The following is a 14,588-nucleotide window of genomic DNA, read 5'->3' on the forward strand; positions in this document are numbered from 1 at the left end:
TCGGACAGGTCCGTCCCGCAGTCCGGACCCGCCAGGCCTTCAGTCGATGAGCCCGGTCAGGACCTTCAGCTCCGCCAGGTAGTCCCGTACGTCCAGGGGCTTCTTCGCCACCGCCCGCGCCGGCGCGTCCGCCGTGTCGGGGTCGGTGAACACGTCCGTGTAGCGCCGCCGCCCCGCGCCCGTCTCCAGGAACAGCGTCACCGCCGTCGCCGCCGACGCGCACCACGCCCGGTGCAGGGTGTACGACGGCAGGGCGTACCCGCTCCCCGCCGCGTACAGCGCGCTCTGCGTCAGCCGCAGCCGCCCCCGCCCGACGGGTTCGAGCAGCCAGTCGCCCCCCTTGTCCGCGAGGGCCTCCCGGTACCGCTCGGCGGACCGCCCGCCCTCGCCGTCCCCGACCGGCTCGTAGACCTCCATGCCGAGCGCGCCCCGCACCACGTGCGAGGCGAGCGGGGAGCGGTGGTTGTGCACGTCCTCCCGGGCGCTCGCCCCCGGATGCCACACATGGACGCGCAACCGGTGCCGGGGCCCGCCGTCGATCAGCAGCAGCTTGTCGAAGCCGAGGACGTGGCGGTACGACAGGAGCGCACACCCCGCGGGGTCGCCGACGCCCGCCGCCAGCTCCGTCACCAGCGGCAGCAGCCGCTCCGGCGCGCCCAGTTCGGCCACGACCGCGCGGGCGGCCCGCACCAGGTCGCCCTCCGCCTCCCCCTCCCCGGAACCGGCCAGGGCCTCCTCCAGCAGCCTCTTGGCCTTGTGCACGTGCCGAACTCCCACAGCACCCTCTCCCTCGTCCGGGCGCGTCCGCGCCGGTCCCGGGGTTCAGGTACCCGGCTGATACATCCATACGGCATGGGCCCGCAGCGCCGAAAGGCGCTGAAAGGTCCTCCACAGAGGCAGGACCTCTCGGCGCCAGGAGCCCACGGGGTGCGGGCGGCGCACCTCTTCCTGGGTGTTGGTCAGGTCCACGCACGCCTCGTGCAGCGGCCGCGGGCAGGAGAGCAGCCGGCGCACGCCGTCCTCGCGGGCCGCCGTCTAGCGCCGGGCGGCCCCGTTTCCCCGGGTCACGGCGGTGGAGAAGGTGACGTCCAACCGCGTGGGCCGGGCGTGCAGTTGGTAGGGGGGCAGGGGGCCGGGGCCGCAGGACCCCGTGCCGATGCCGTGCTGGCCGATGTCGAGATTGACCCACACGGTCCGGCCCGGGACGAGGTCCGCGCGGTGCCGGGCGGCGTCGAGTTCCTCGGTGGTCCAGCGGCGCGCGGTGAGCCACGGCCGGTGACCGGAGTCGATCCGCAGACCGCCGATCCGCGCCCAGCGGACGTCCGGGCGGGCGCCGTTCTCCTGGGGCCGCACGTACGGGGTCTGCAGCGCGTCGACGTCGGCCTCCCACAGGCCCGTCATCGAGGCGGCCCGGGTGTCGGGGTAGGCCTCACCGGGCCCGCCGCCGAACCAGCGGACGGGGCCGCGCGCGCCGGGCAGCCCGAAACGGATGCCGAGCCGCGGCAGCGGCACCGTCCACTCGCCCTCCGGTTCCACTTCGAGGGCGAGCAGCAGCCGGGCCCCGTCCGACTGCCAGCGGTACACCGCCCGCAGGCCCAGGTCGCTCGCGGCGGGCGCCACCCTGGTCCGTACGGTCAGGGCGTCCTCGCTCGGCTCGACGGCGTCCAAACGGTGCTGCATCCGGTGGAGGCCGAGCTGTCGCCACCGCGTGGCCAGGGAGGGTTCGGGGCGCCAGGGCATGCCGTTGTCGTTGTCGGTGGGCGCCCGCCACACGTCCAGACGCAGGTCCGCGATCCGCAGATCACCGAGGGTCAGCAGTGCCCCCCGGTCGTCGAAGACGGCGGGGCCGAGGGTGGTCCGCCGGCCCTCGCGCACCGGGCTCGCGCCGCGCGCCGCCGGGCGGACGGCGCCGGCCTCGTGGGGCAGTTGGGCCCAGGCGACCACATGGCCGCGCTCCGCCCACGCCGTGTCGGCGGCGAGCACCGCCCGCACCGTCCAGCCCGTCTCGGCCTCCGGGGCGTGCGGCGGGGCCGGGGGCAGCTGCGCCTCGGCGTGCTCGCCGGGTCCGAGCGCGGGCACGGCGAGCGGGCCGTCGGCGACGCGGACGCCGTCCGCCTCGTAGGACCAGGTGAAGGAGAGGTGGCCGAGCGTCGCGAAGTCGTGCAGGTTGGTGATGCGGACGACTCCCGCGCGGCCGTCGCCGTCGACGCGGACCGGTTCGATCACCTTCTTGTACTCGACGAGGCCCGGGGACGGCGTGCGGTCGGGCAGGACGAGCCCGTCGCAGACGAAGTTGCCGTCGTGCGGCTCCTCGCCGAAGTCGCCGCCGTAGGCGTACTCGTACGCGGGGTGCGCGATGCCGTGGTCGATCCACTCCCAGACGAAGCCGCCCTGGAGCCGCTCGTACCTCTCGAACAGCCGCTGGTACTCGCCGAGTCCGCCGGGGCCGTTGCCCATCGCGTGCGCGTACTCGCACAGGACGAAGGGGAGCCGGCGCCGGGCCTCGGGTCCCTCGTCCTCGCCGCGGCCGATGAGTTCGACCTCGGCGTGGTCGGCGTACATCCGGGAGTACAGGTCGGTGTCCGCGCAGGAACGGTCGCCCTCGTAGTGCAGGAGACGGCTGTCGTCCCGGCCGCGGATCCACTCGGCCATGGCGGTCAGGCCCCGCCCGGTGCCGCATTCGTTGCCCAGCGACCAGACGATGACCGAGGGGTGGTTCTTGTCCCGCTCGACCATGCGGGCCGCGCGGTCCAGGAGCGCGGGCGTCCAGCGGTCGTCGTCGACGGGGTTGCCGCGCCAGCCCACCGCCTGGAAGCCGTGGGTCTCCAGGTCGCACTCGTCGACGACCCACAGGCCCAGCTCGTCGCAGAGGTCCAGGAAGGCGGGGTGGGGCGGGTAGTGGCTGGTGCGGACGGCGTTGATGTTGTGCCGCTTCATCAGCAGGACGTCCGCGCGCATCGTGTCGGCGTCGAGGGCGCGGCCCGTCTCCGGGTGGAACTCGTGGCGGTTCACGCCGCGGAAGAGGATCGGGCGGCCGTTGACCTTGATGAGCCCGTCCTCGACGGCGACCGTACGGAAGCCGATCCGCAGCGGGACGCGCTCGCCCGCCGTGGCGAGGACCCCGTCGTAGAGCCTCGGTGTCTCGGCGGTCCACGGCTCGACGGGCACGGTGGCGCTCTCGCCGGCCGCCATGTCGACACCCAGCTCGGGGACGGTGACGCGGCCTCGGACGTCCGCGTCGACCCGCAGGGTGCCCGTCCCCGCGCGGTGGTCGTAGGCCGCGTGGACGAAGTGGTCGCCCGCGCTGCCCTCGGGGCGGTGCAGCAGCGTCACGTCGCGGAAGATGCCCGGCAGCCACCACTGGTCCTGGTCCTCCAGGTACGAGCCGGCGGACCACTGGTGGACGCGGACCGCGAGGACGTTGCGGCCGGGACGCAGCAGCGGGCCCACGTCGAACTCATGGGGCAGCCGCGAGCCCTTGAAGTCGCCCAGCCCCGTGCCGTTGAGCCAGACGCGGGCGCAGGACTCCACGCCGTCGAAGCGGAGCACCGTCGTGCCCGCCGCGGGCCAGTCGCCGGGCAGGTCGAAGACGCGCAGGTGGTCGCCGGTGGGGTTGTCCGTCGGCACCCGCGGCGGGTCCACCGGGAAGGGGTAGAGCTGATTGGTGTAGTGCGGCGTGCCGTGCCCCTGGAGCACCCAGTGGCCGGGGACCGCGATCTCGCCCCAGGCGCCCCTGCCGTCGGTGTCGGCGTCGTAGCCGTCGGCGGCGAAGGCGTCGTCCTCGGCGTCGGCGGTGGGGGAGAGGCGGAAGCGCCAGCTGCCGTTGAGGCAGAGGGCGCGGGCGTCCGACGTGGCGTACCACGCGCGGGGCGGGAGGCAGCCCGTGCCGGGGGACACGTCGTCGTGGGGGAGAGCGATGCGAACCATGTCTTCCATCAGACCGCGCCGGGGCCGGGGCCGACCATCGTTTCGGAGCGGGAGTCGATGGACTTTGCGGGCATCACTTGGACGGAAGGGTCACGGAGTACGGATATCGCGGAAGTACGCCTACGCGGGAACTGAATCCGTCGACGTATGGCAACTGCGTCGCGATATCGGTAACTTGTCGCCGTGTGAACAGACCATCCCAGCCGTCCGCGCTGCCCCCGGAACTGCCCGTGACCGACCGCACCCGCCACCGCCGCCTGCGCGAACAGGGCAGCCTGGCGCGCGCCGACCTCGAGGCGATCCTGGACGCCGGTTTCGTCTGCCACCTCGGCGTCGTCGTCGACGGCCACCCGATGGTCGTGCCCACGGTCTACGGCCGCGACGACACGCACCTCTTCCTGCACGGCTCCGTCGCCAGCCGCAGCCTGGCCGCCGACCCCGGGGCGCCGGTCTGCGTCACCGTCACCCACATCGACGGGCTGGTCCTCGCCCGGTCGGTGTTCGAGCACGGCGTCAACTACCGCAGCGCGATGATTCACGGCGTCCCGCGCAAGGTGACCGACCCCGAGGAGAAACTGCGCGGCCTGCGCCTGCTCACCGAACACGCCACGCCCGGCCAGTGGGACTACGCCCGCCGCCCCAGCCGCAAGGAGCTGGCCGCGACCACGCTGCTCGCGCTCTCCCTGGTCGAGGCCTCCGTCAAGACGGCCGTCGGACCGCCGGAGGACGGGCAGGGACCGGACGCCGCGCTCGGCGTCTGGGCGGGCAACCTCCCCCTGACGGCCACCTGGGGCGAGCCCGTCGCCGACCCCCTGCTGCCCACCGGGATCACGCCCCCGCCCCACATCGCCACGCGCGCCGGCACCCGGCAGGGGTGAGAGCGAGCGTTCGCCCTACGGCGGTTTCGGCGTCGCACAGCCGTGTGCGCGTGCCGAGCGGCGTGCGCGCAGAGGGAAACGCGGGGGAGAGGGGAGCGCCACGCCCGAACCGCACCGCGTCAAGATCACAAGGACGCTGTGGACGCCGTCCGGCGCGTCGGCGCGCGGACCCTTGTCGCCGGTGGGGGCATCTGCTTGACTCCGCCCGCCTGAACGCCCCCTCACACCCCCGGCGGAGGCCGCCATGGAGATCACCCGCAGACACCTGCTGTCCGCCCTGTCGGCCGCCGGACTCCTGGCGGTGGTCCCCGCGGGCCGCGCGGACGCCGCCGCGGTGGCGGAGGGACGCGCCCTGCTGATCGCCAACACGGTGGCCGTCCTCGCGGGGACCGCCGCCTCCAACGCCCGGCCGGAGACGGCGGCGAAGCTCGCCGCCGTCGACCGGACGGCGCGGGCGAACCTCGCGGCGATGGACGGCGCCGGCGAGGGCGAGCTGTTCGCCGGCCTGCCGCTCGGCACCGACGAAGCCAACCTCGACACGGCCTACCGCCGGCTGTACGAGATCGCCCTCGCCACCCGCGCGCCCGGCCCGTCCGCGCTGTACGGCGACAGCGCCGTGCAGCGCCGGGTGATCGACGGCCTGGCCTGGCTGCACGAGCACCACTACGGCGACCAGACCAAGGGCTACTACGGCAACTGGTTCCACTGGGAGATCGGTATCTCCCAGCACGTCAGCAGGACCCTGGTGCTGCTCGCCGACGAAGTGCGCGCCCACCGCCCCTCCCTCGTGCCCACCTACGTCGCCTCGATGGACGCCTACCTGCGCAACGGCACCGACGGCGACGTGAACCTCGACTCCCGCTTCCACACCGGCGCCAACCTCGCCGACATCACCACCAACCGCGTCCTCCAGGGCGCCCTCCTCGACGAAGGCGGCGAGGCCCGCGTCCACAAGGCGCTCACCGACCAGCTGACGGTGTTCCTCACCGTCGACCCCTACCGGCCGCGCCACGGGGTGACGGACGGCCACTACGCGGACGGCTCGTTCCTCCAGCACGCCTCCGTCGCCTACACCGGCTCGTACGGCAAAGGCCTACTCATCCGCGTCGTGCAGACCCTCAAGATCCTCGACGGCACCGGCTTCGCGCACGGCGGGGAACTGCTGCCGACCGTCCACGGCTGGGTGAAGGACGGCTTCGCCCCGCTGATCTTCGAGGGCTGGATGATGGAGATCGTCAAGGGCCGGGCCGTGGCACGCACCGACACCGGATACGCCGACGTGGCGGTGGTCGTGGAGGCCGTCGTCGACCTCGCCTCCCTGGCGGCCCGCGCCGGGACCAGCGCCCAGGAGCGGGCGGCCGACGCGCTGAAGAGCTACGTCAAGCACATCGCGGTCACCTCGCGCGCGCCCCTCGACCCGGCCCGGTTCGTCTCCCCGGTCAGCATCGTGCGCCACGCCGACATCATCGCCGACCCCGCCGTGCGCCCCGCCGACCTCAACCCCGCCGAACGCAGCGTCGCCTTCAACGCCATGGACCGCACGGTGCACCGCAGGCCCGGCTACGCCTTCGCCCTCGCGCGCAGCTCCGAGCGGATCAGCAAGTACGAGTACATGAACGGCGAGAACCTCATGCCGTGGTTCCAGGGCGACGGCGCGCACCACCTCTACCTCTCCGGCCAGGACCAGACCCAGGCGTACGGCGTCGACTACTACACCACCGTCCCGCCCTACGGCCTCGCGGGCGTCACCGCCCCCGTGGAACAGCGGCGCACCGTACCGGAGTCGTACGGCAAGGCCTTCTACGACAACCCCGGGCACCCGCTGCACTTCACCGCGTCCTCCGAGTCGCAGAACAAGTACGTCTACTTCCCGCGCGGCACGAACGCCCACTCCGGCGGCGCCGTCCTCGGGGCGTACGGCACCGCGAGCATGGTGCAGTCCAGTGACGCGGCCTACCGCGACCGCGCCCTGCTCCCGGACGACTTCGTGGTGTACCGGGGCGCGACGGCGACCAAGTCGTGGTTCCTGCTGGACGACGAGATCGTGGTGCTCGCCGCCGGGGTCGGCGACGACGGGGGACGGGCCGTGACCACGACCGTCGACGCCCGCACCGCCGCCCCCGACGACCTGACCTCCCTCACCGGCGCGCGCCGTGACGGCCGCGCCTGGTCCGGCCCCGGCACCGCCGACCTGGGGTGGCTGCGGTACGCCAATGCCACCCGGGGCACCGCCGTCGGCTATGTCTTCCTCGACACCCCGCCGGTGCGGGTGAGCCTGGACCGGGTCACCCGCAGCCGCCGCCTCGTGCGCACCGCCAACGCCGATACGCAGGTGACCCGTTCCGTCCTCGGCGTGCGCCTCGACACTCCGGCCGGGGCCGGGCCGGCCCGCCTGGCGTACGCCCTCGTGCCGAACGCCACCGAGGACCGGCTGCGCGCCCACACCCGGCGCGGCCCGCTCAGGGTCCTCGCCAACTCGACCCGGCTGCAGGCCCTCTCCCACACCGGCCTCGGCCTGACCGCCGTCAACACCTTCACGCCCGGACGGCACGAGGCCGCGCGCGTGCGTGTCGACGGCCCCGCCTCGGTCATCGTGCGCCGCGAGGCACGCCCCGGGCGGGGCGTCACCGTCGCGGTGTCCGACCCGACGACGGGCCGGGACACCATCACCGTCCTCCTCCGGGGGCGCGGCCTGCGCAAGGTCGCCGCGGACCCGGGCGTACGGGTGAGCCGGGCCCCCGGCGGCACACGGATCGACGTCGACACGCACCACGCGTACGGCAGGAGCTTCACGGCCACCCTGCGTGCCTGAACTCCCGTTGCACTGGCGGTGTGTGACGCTCGCTCAGTCCCCGGCGACTCCCGGTGCGGTGATCGCCTGCACCGGGCACGCCCGAACGGCCTCGCGCACCATCGGGTCGCCGCCGCCGTCCTCGCGGCCCGGGAGCACCTGGCTGAAGCCGTCGTCGTCCTGCGTGAAGACGCCCGGCGCGGTGAGCGCGCACATGCCCGCGCCCACGCACCGGTCCGTGTCGATCCGTATCGCCCTGTCCGCCGCGCCCTGTGTCATGCGGCCAACTCCTACCATGTGACGGGCAGTTCGAGCATGCCCTGGATCGTGTCACCCGGTTTGAAGGGGATGTCCTCGGCGGGCGCGGCGAGACGCAGGCCCGGCAGCCGCCCGAAGAGGGAGGACAGGGCGATCTCGATCTCCGCACGGGCGAGGTTCTGGCCCAGGCACTGGTGGACGCCGAACCCGAAGGCCAGGTGGTGCGGGGTGGCGCGGCGCCAGTCCAGCTCCTCCGGCGCCTCGAAGGCCGCGTCGTCGCGGTTGATGAGGGAGGTGGAGAAGACGACGCCGTCACCGGCGCGCAGAGTGTTGCCCGCGATCTCGATGTCCTCCTTCACCACCCGCAGCAGCCCGTCCGCGATGGACAGATAGCGCAGCAGCTCCTCGACGAAGGCGGGCGGCAGCCGCTCCTCGCGGCCGATCCCCGCCTTCAGCTCGGTGAGCCGCTCGGGATGCCGGAGCAGGGTGAACGTACCGAGGGAGAGCATGTTCGCCGTGGTCTCGTGCCCCGCGACCAGCAGGATCGTGGCGAAGCTGACCAGCTCCTCGGGGGTCACCGCGCCCTTCGCGAGCTGTCGGTGGATCAGCTCGTCCAGGAGGCCGTCGCCCGGGTTCGCGCGCTTGCGGTCGATCAACCGGTGGAAGTAGGCGTCGAGTTCGTCCCGCGCCGCCTCGGTGTCCTCGGCCCGCGGGCCGCGCAGCAGCCGCCGTGACCTCTCCTCGAAGAAGTCGTGGTCGGCGTAGGGCACCCCGAGCAGGGCGCAGATCACGATGGACGGCAGCGGCAGCGCGAACGCCTCCACCAGCTCGGCGGGCGGCCCCTGCGCCTCCATGGCGTCCAGGAGCCGGTCGACGGTCTCCTGGATCGCCGGACGCAGGGCGGCGACACGCTTGACCGAGAAGCTCGGGATCAGCATCCGGCGCTGGGTGTTGTGCCGCGGGTCGTCCACGCCGAGCAGGGCGACGCTGCGGTTGCGGACGCGGGCGAAGCGTTCGGTGGGCGCGGGGAAGCCGGGGTGGGTGCGGTCGGCGGACAGCCGCGGGTCGGCGAGCAGTTCGCGGGCCACCGCGTGCCCGGTCACCACCCACACCTCACGGCCGTCGAAGAGGGCGACGCGGGCGAGCGGCCGGGCCTCGCGCAGGGGCGCGTAGGCGGTGGGCGGGTGGTAGGGGCAGGTGCGGTCCTGGGGGAAGTCGATGGGCGCGGTCCGCCGCATCGGTTCGGCCGGTTTCGTCATGGATATACCTCGCAAGCGCGGATGTTCCCGTTACCTGCCCCCAGTGGATGCCTGGGGCATCTATTTCGTACACCACACAACCGGCCAGATCGCCGGGGCCCTTGATCTGTCCGGAATCGAGCCCTTCCGGGAGGACGACCTCTACCGGGGCGTCAGGCAGGACACCGAGATCTGGGCGGTGCTCGCCCCCGAGTGGCGGGCCGCGCGGCAGGACCGGGGCGACGGGTTTGGCCCCGGCCATTAAATAATTGGCGCCCCGAGAGGCGGGGGATCTAAGCTGCGTCTCGTTCCTCGGCGGCCGGAGTTCCGGCCGCCGGTATCGGCCCAACAGAACCAGGAGGTGTGACCGATGGCTGTCGTCGAGACGGGCGTTGCCCACATCAGGAAGTACGTCAACTCCACCTCCGTGGCCACCGGCTGACCGACCGTCATTTCGCCGCGCGTCTCTTGCCGCGCGCGCCGGGGCCACCCCTGTGAAGGGTCACCCCTTGTCTTTCTCCTCTCTGCCGTTCTCCTCCGCGCTGGGTTCCTCCCCGTCCTCCACGGGTTCGTCCCCCTCTCCCGCGGGTCCGCCCTCCGCCGCCCACCCCCTGGCCCCCTACGGCTGGGACGCGGGCTGGGAGGCCGAGTTCGCGCCCTACGCGGCCCAGGGGCTGCTGCCCGGCCGGGTCGTGCGCGTGGACCGCGGGCAGTGCGACATCGTCACCGCCGACGGGACCGTGCGCGCCGACACCGAGTTCGTCACGCCCCGCGACCCGCTGAAGGTCATCTGCACCGGTGACTGGGCCGCCGTCGACCCGGACGGCGGCGACCCCCGCTACGTACGCGCGTACCTGCCGCGGCGTACGTCCTTCGTGCGCTCCACCTCGTCCAAGCGGTCCGAGGGACAGATCCTCGCCGCCAACGTCGACCACTCGATCATCGCGGTCCCGCTCTCCGTCGAGCTGGACCTCGGCCGCATCGAGCGGTTCCTCGCCCTCGGCTGGGAGTCGGGCGGGCAGCCGGTCGTCGTGCTCACCAAGACGGACCTCGTGCCGGACGACGCCACGCTCGCCCACCTGGTCGAGGACGTGGAGACCGCCGCCCCCGGCGTACAGGTGCTGACGGTCAGCGCCACGACCGGCGTCGGCGTCGACATCCTCGCCGCGGTCGTCTCCGGGGGCACCTCGGTGCTGCTCGGCCAGTCCGGCGCGGGCAAGTCCACGCTGGCCAACGCGCTCGCCGGGGCCGACCTCATGGCGGTCCGGGCGATCCGTGACGTCGACGGGAAGGGCCGCCACACCACGACGACCCGCAACCTCCTGCCGCTGCCCGGCGGCGGGGTCCTCATCGACACGCCGGGGCTGCGCGGCGTCGGCCTGTGGGACGCCGAGACGGGCGTCGGGCAGGTCTTCTCCGAGATCGAGGAGCTGGCGGAGAACTGCCGGTTCCACGACTGCGCCCACGGCGCGGAGCCCGGCTGCGCGGTGCTCGCCGCCGTCGCGGACGGCGCGCTTCCCGAACGCCGTCTCGACAGCTACCGCAAGCTGATCCGCGAGAACCAGCGCATCGTCGCCAAGACGGACGTCCGGGCCCGCGCGGAGCTGCGCCGCGTGTGGCGGCTGCGGCACGCGGAGGGCCGCGCGGCCCTGGACGTGAAGCGGGGGCGCCTCCGGTAGCGGCCGCGCCGGGGCGGTGCCGTTCGGGCTCCGTCGGGGCGCGGGGAGCCGCGGCGTGGGTGCCGTGAGCGCTCGCGCCGGGGGGGCCTAGCGGGGGATGCCTGGGGCAGGTTCGGGGGGCCGCCCCGGGCCTGTCCGGTCCGCACGGCCCGGCGGGCTCGCCCGGGCCTGCCTTGGGCTGTCGGGTTCGCACAGCCTGGCGGGGTTGCCCGGGGCCTGCCTTGGGCTGTCGGGTCCGTGCAGCCTGGCGGGGTTGCCCGGGGCCCGCCTTGGGCTGTGGGGTCCGTACAGCCTGGCGGGGTCGCTCCAGGCCTGCCTTGAGCCTGTCGGGTCCGTACGGCCTGGTGGGGTTGCCCGGGGCCCCGCCTTGGCCTGTCGGGTCCGCACAGCCTGGCGGGGTCGCCCGGGGCCCACCTTGGGCCTGTCCGGTCCGCACAGCCCGGCGCGCTTCGCCAGGAGCCCGCCAGGTCCGCGCCGGGGGCGTACGGGCCCCCGGACCAGGGGCATACGACCCGGAACCGGCCCCCGGAAGTTCCGTGTCCGAATCCCGCCAGCCTGCCGCGCCGCCAGGTCCCACACTGGGAGGCGTGATCGATGAGGAGACGGGATACGAGGCCGTGCGCAGCAGGGACGCCCGCTTCGACGGCGCGTTCTTCTTCGCCGTCGAGACGACCGGCATCTACTGCCGCCCCAGCTGCCCCGCCGTCACCCCCAAACGGCGCAACGTCCGCTTCTACCCGACGGCCGCCGCCGCCCAGACCTCCGGCTTCCGCGCCTGCCGCCGCTGCCGGCCGGACGCCGCCCCGGGCTCGGCCGAGTGGAACGTCCGCGCCGACGTCGTGGGCCGCGCCATGCGCATGATCGGTGACGGCGTCGTCGACCGTGAGGGCGTGCCCGGGCTCGCCGGGCGCCTCGGCTACAGCGCCCGGCAGGTGCAGCGCCAGCTCACCGCCGAGCTGGGCGCGGGCCCCGTCGCACTGGCCCGCGCGCAGCGGGCGCACACCGCCCGCGTCCTGCTGCAGACCACGGATCTGCCCGTCACGGAGATCGCGTTCGCCGCCGGGTTCGCGAGCGTCCGGCAGTTCAACGACACCGTCAAGGCCGTGTACGCGCTCACCCCGACCGCCCTGCGGGCCGCCGCCCCGCAGCGCGGCACGGCGCGGGCCACCCCCGCCGCCGGCATCCCCCTGCGCCTCGCCCACCGCGGCCCCTACCAGGCGGCGCCGGTCTTCGACCTGCTCGCGGACCAGGCGGTCCCCGGCGTCGAGGAGGTCACCGGCGAGCGCGGCACCCGCACCTACCGGCGTACGCTCCGCCTGCCCCACGGGACGGCCGTCGTGGCCGTCGAGGAGGCCTTCTCCCGGGCCGCCGGCACGGGTGGCGCGAGCGCGGGGGCCGTACACCGCGGCGGCTGGCTCGACGCCCGCCTGCACCTCACCGACCTGCGCGACCTCACCACCGCCGTACAGCGGCTGCGCCGCCTGTTCGACCTGGACGCCGACCCGTACGCCGTGGACGACCGGTTGGCCCGCGACCCCCGCCTCGCCCCGCTCGTCGCCGCCCGGCCCGGGCTGCGCTCGCCGGGCGCGGCCGACCCGGAGGAGTTCGCGGTGCGCGCGCTCGTGGGACGGGCCGGCGCCGAGCGGCTCGTGGAGCGGTACGGCAAGACGCTGGACGCCGCGTGCGGACGCCTCACCCACGTCTTCCCCGCCCCCGCCGACCTGGCCGCCGAACCCGGCCCGCTCGGCGCGCTGGCGACGGCGCTCGCGGACGGCACGCTGCGCCTGGACGCGGGAGCCGACCGGGACGACGCCGAGGCGGCGCTGCTCGCCCTGCCCGGCATCGACGCGCGCACCGCCGCCCTCATCAGAATGCGGGCGCTGGGCGACCCCGACGTACCCCTGCCCGGCGAGCCGGAACCGTCCCTCGATGACTGGCGCCCCTGGCGCTCCTACGCCACGCACCACCTCGGAGGGCGGGATGCGGGGGATTCCACCTTTTCAGGCCGCACCAGCCGATGAACGCCCCGCCGGAGACACGATCGACGGCGCCGAGGAAGTGGTCCGGTGACGTTGGGATGCGGCTTCCGGGGATCTTGTGCTGTCCGCTCGTAACTCCTAGCATCCATGGCGTTCGAAGGTTCGGTTTCCGTTCGAAGTATCGAACACGAGCCGGACGAAGCGGTTTTCGCATGGTGTACGTGCGGGGCATGACAGCACCCGCATGATCCGTCCCCGTAAGACGCTCCCCACACGCCGAATGCCCGACTTGGAAGGGCCCCCGCATCCGACCGGCTGCTCAGGCCCGGGCCGCAGCACCAGGAAGGACCGCACCATGTCCAGTGCCGACGTCCACAGGCCAACGGCTCCCCCGACCGCAGTGAGACCACCCGCCACCGGTACGAGACTCGCCCGGGCAACCTGGGTGCTGATCCTCATGGTGGCGTTCGCCGTCCTTCCTGCCGCGGTGCATCCCACGGCGGCCAGGGCCGACAACCCGATCGTGCAGCACGTCTACACCGCCGACCCGTCCCCGCTGGTGCACAACGGACGGGTCTACCTCTACACCGGGCACGACGAGGACGGCTCCGCCAACTCCTTCGTGATGAAGGACTGGCGGGTGTGGTCCTCCGCCGACATGGTCAACTGGACCGACCACGGCACACCGCTCGGCCTGAACACCTTCAGCTGGGCGGGCGCCAACGCGTGGGCGGGCCAGGCCGTCGAACGGGGCGGCAAGTTCTACTGGTACGTGCCGGTGACGGTCCGGGCGACCGGCGCGTTCGCCATCGGCGTGGCGGTGGCGGACAGCCCCACCGGACCGTTCCGGGACGCCCTCGGCCACCCGCTGCTGGAGAACACCGAGTTCGACCCGACCGTCTTCATCGACGACGACGGTCAGGCCTACCTCTACTGGGGCAACCCCAACCTGTGGTACGTCAAGCTGAACGCCGACATGATTTCCTACTCGGGCAGCCCCACCAAGATCCCGCTCACCACCTCAGGGTTCGGCACCCGCACCGACAACCCCGACCGTCCCACGCTGTACGAAGAAGGGCCGTGGGTCTACAAGCGGAACGGTCTGTACTACCTGGTGTACGCGGCCAAGTGCTGCCAGGAATTCATCGCCTACTCCACGGCACCCGGCCCGACCGGACCCTGGACCTACCGTGGCACCGTCATGCCCGCCCAGGGCAACAGCTTCACCAACCACCCGGGCATCGTGGACTTCAAGGGCAGTTCGTACTTCTTCTACCACAACGGCGCCCTCCCGGGCGGAGGCGGTTTCACCCGCTCGGTGGCCGTGGAGAAGTTCTCCTACAACGCCGACGGCACCATTCCGACGATCAACATGACGAGCAGGGGTGCCCCGCAAGCCGGTCCACTCGATCCGTACGTCCGCCAGGAGGCCGAGACGATCGCCTGGGGTTCCGGGATCGAGACCGAATGGACCAGTGACGGCGGAATGAACGTCGGCTGGATCGAGAACGGCGACTACACCAAGGTCAAGGGAGCGGCCTTCGGGGCGGGCGCCTCCTCCTTCGCCGCACGCGTCGCCTCGGCCACCAGTGGCGGCACCCTCGAAGTGCGCCTGGACAGTCCGAGCGGGTCGATCGTGGGCCGGTGCGGTGTGCCGAACACCGGTGGCTGGCAGTCCTGGACCACGGTGACCTGCCCAGTCAGCGGCGTGACGGGAACCCATGACCTCTACCTGACGTTCAGCGGCGGCAGCGGCTACTTGTTCAATGTCAACTGGTGGCGGTTCACCCGCGCCGCGTAACCGCAACGCGTCGATGGCGGACCGGACATCCGGTGAC

The 14,588-nt window shown here is 73.3% G+C and carries 10 protein-coding genes; 6 read left to right on the forward strand and 4 right to left on the reverse strand.

Annotation, left to right across the window (positions count from 1 at the left end):
• Positions 1-39: 39 nt before the first annotated feature.
• Together ACZ516_RS32885 and ACZ516_RS32890 are read right to left on the reverse strand one after the other, a co-directional pair.
• Positions 40-777 carry a hypothetical protein gene (locus ACZ516_RS32885; protein ID WP_467466937.1) on the reverse strand — a complete coding sequence of 246 codons (738 nt, stop codon included), beginning with the start codon at positions 775-777 and terminating at the stop codon, positions 40-42.
• 258 nt (positions 778-1,035) lie between these two features.
• Entirely contained in the window at positions 1,036-3,927 is a 2,892-nt protein-coding gene (locus ACZ516_RS32890) for a glycoside hydrolase family 2 TIM barrel-domain containing protein (RefSeq protein WP_469013323.1), read from the reverse strand.
• 185 nt (positions 3,928-4,112) lie between these two features.
• On the opposite strand from ACZ516_RS32890, the gene ACZ516_RS32895 reads away from it, so the two are divergent.
• Together ACZ516_RS32895 and ACZ516_RS32900 are read left to right on the forward strand one after the other, a co-directional pair.
• Positions 4,113-4,805, forward strand: a complete 693-nt coding sequence (locus ACZ516_RS32895) for a pyridoxamine 5'-phosphate oxidase family protein (protein WP_469013325.1) — start codon at positions 4,113-4,115, stop codon at positions 4,803-4,805.
• A 244-nt stretch (positions 4,806-5,049) separates the two neighbouring features.
• Positions 5,050-7,617: a polysaccharide lyase family 8 super-sandwich domain-containing protein gene (locus ACZ516_RS32900; RefSeq protein ID WP_469013326.1), complete on the forward strand. Its 2,568-nt coding sequence runs from the start codon at positions 5,050-5,052 to the stop codon at positions 7,615-7,617.
• Positions 7,618-7,650: 33 nt separating this feature from the next.
• On the opposite strand, the gene ACZ516_RS32905 is transcribed toward ACZ516_RS32900, so the two are convergent.
• Together ACZ516_RS32905 and ACZ516_RS32910 are read right to left on the reverse strand one after the other, a co-directional pair.
• Positions 7,651-7,875, reverse strand: coding sequence for a ferredoxin (locus ACZ516_RS32905; protein ID WP_361077247.1), 225 nt, complete (start codon positions 7,873-7,875; stop codon positions 7,651-7,653).
• An 11-nt stretch (positions 7,876-7,886) separates the two neighbouring features.
• Positions 7,887-9,113, reverse strand: coding sequence for a cytochrome P450 (locus tag ACZ516_RS32910; protein ID WP_469013329.1), 1,227 nt, complete (start codon positions 9,111-9,113; stop codon positions 7,887-7,889).
• A gap of 43 nt (positions 9,114-9,156) precedes the next feature.
• Between ACZ516_RS32910 and ACZ516_RS32915 the strand changes: the two genes are divergently transcribed.
• The 4 genes from ACZ516_RS32915 to ACZ516_RS32930 all read left to right on the forward strand — a co-directional run bounded on the left by ACZ516_RS32915 (position 9,157) and on the right by ACZ516_RS32930 (position 14,551).
• Positions 9,157-9,357, forward strand: a complete 201-nt coding sequence (locus ACZ516_RS32915) for a hypothetical protein (RefSeq protein ID WP_467466934.1) — start codon at positions 9,157-9,159, stop codon at positions 9,355-9,357.
• Between the two features lie 277 nt (positions 9,358-9,634).
• Complete coding sequence (rsgA, locus tag ACZ516_RS32920) at positions 9,635-10,771, forward strand: ribosome small subunit-dependent GTPase A (RefSeq protein ID WP_469013398.1); 1,137 nt, start codon at positions 9,635-9,637, stop codon at positions 10,769-10,771.
• 590 nt (positions 10,772-11,361) lie between these two features.
• Complete coding sequence (locus tag ACZ516_RS32925) at positions 11,362-12,792, forward strand: DNA-3-methyladenine glycosylase 2 family protein (protein WP_469013401.1); 1,431 nt, start codon at positions 11,362-11,364, stop codon at positions 12,790-12,792.
• 415 nt (positions 12,793-13,207) lie between these two features.
• A complete protein-coding gene (locus ACZ516_RS32930; protein ID WP_469013403.1) occupies positions 13,208-14,551 on the forward strand; it encodes a glycoside hydrolase family 43 protein in 1,344 nt (447 codons plus the stop codon).
• Positions 14,552-14,588 lie beyond the last annotated feature (37 nt).

It is taken from the genome of Streptomyces sp. NPDC034037 (assembly GCF_055575715.1).

Coding starts and splice junctions, on each gene's coding strand:
- ACZ516_RS32890 (WP_469013323.1), bottom strand. CDS start 3,927: ATGGTTCGCATCGCTCTCCCCCACGACGACGTGTCCCCCGGCACGGGC.
- ACZ516_RS32900 (WP_469013326.1), top strand. CDS start 5,050: ATGGAGATCACCCGCAGACACCTGCTGTCCGCCCTGTCGGCCGCCGGA.
- ACZ516_RS32905 (WP_361077247.1), bottom strand. CDS start 7,875: ATGACACAGGGCGCGGCGGACAGGGCGATACGGATCGACACGGACCGG.
- ACZ516_RS32910 (WP_469013329.1), bottom strand. CDS start 9,113: ATGACGAAACCGGCCGAACCGATGCGGCGGACCGCGCCCATCGACTTC.
- ACZ516_RS32930 (WP_469013403.1), top strand. CDS start 13,208: ATGGTGGCGTTCGCCGTCCTTCCTGCCGCGGTGCATCCCACGGCGGCC.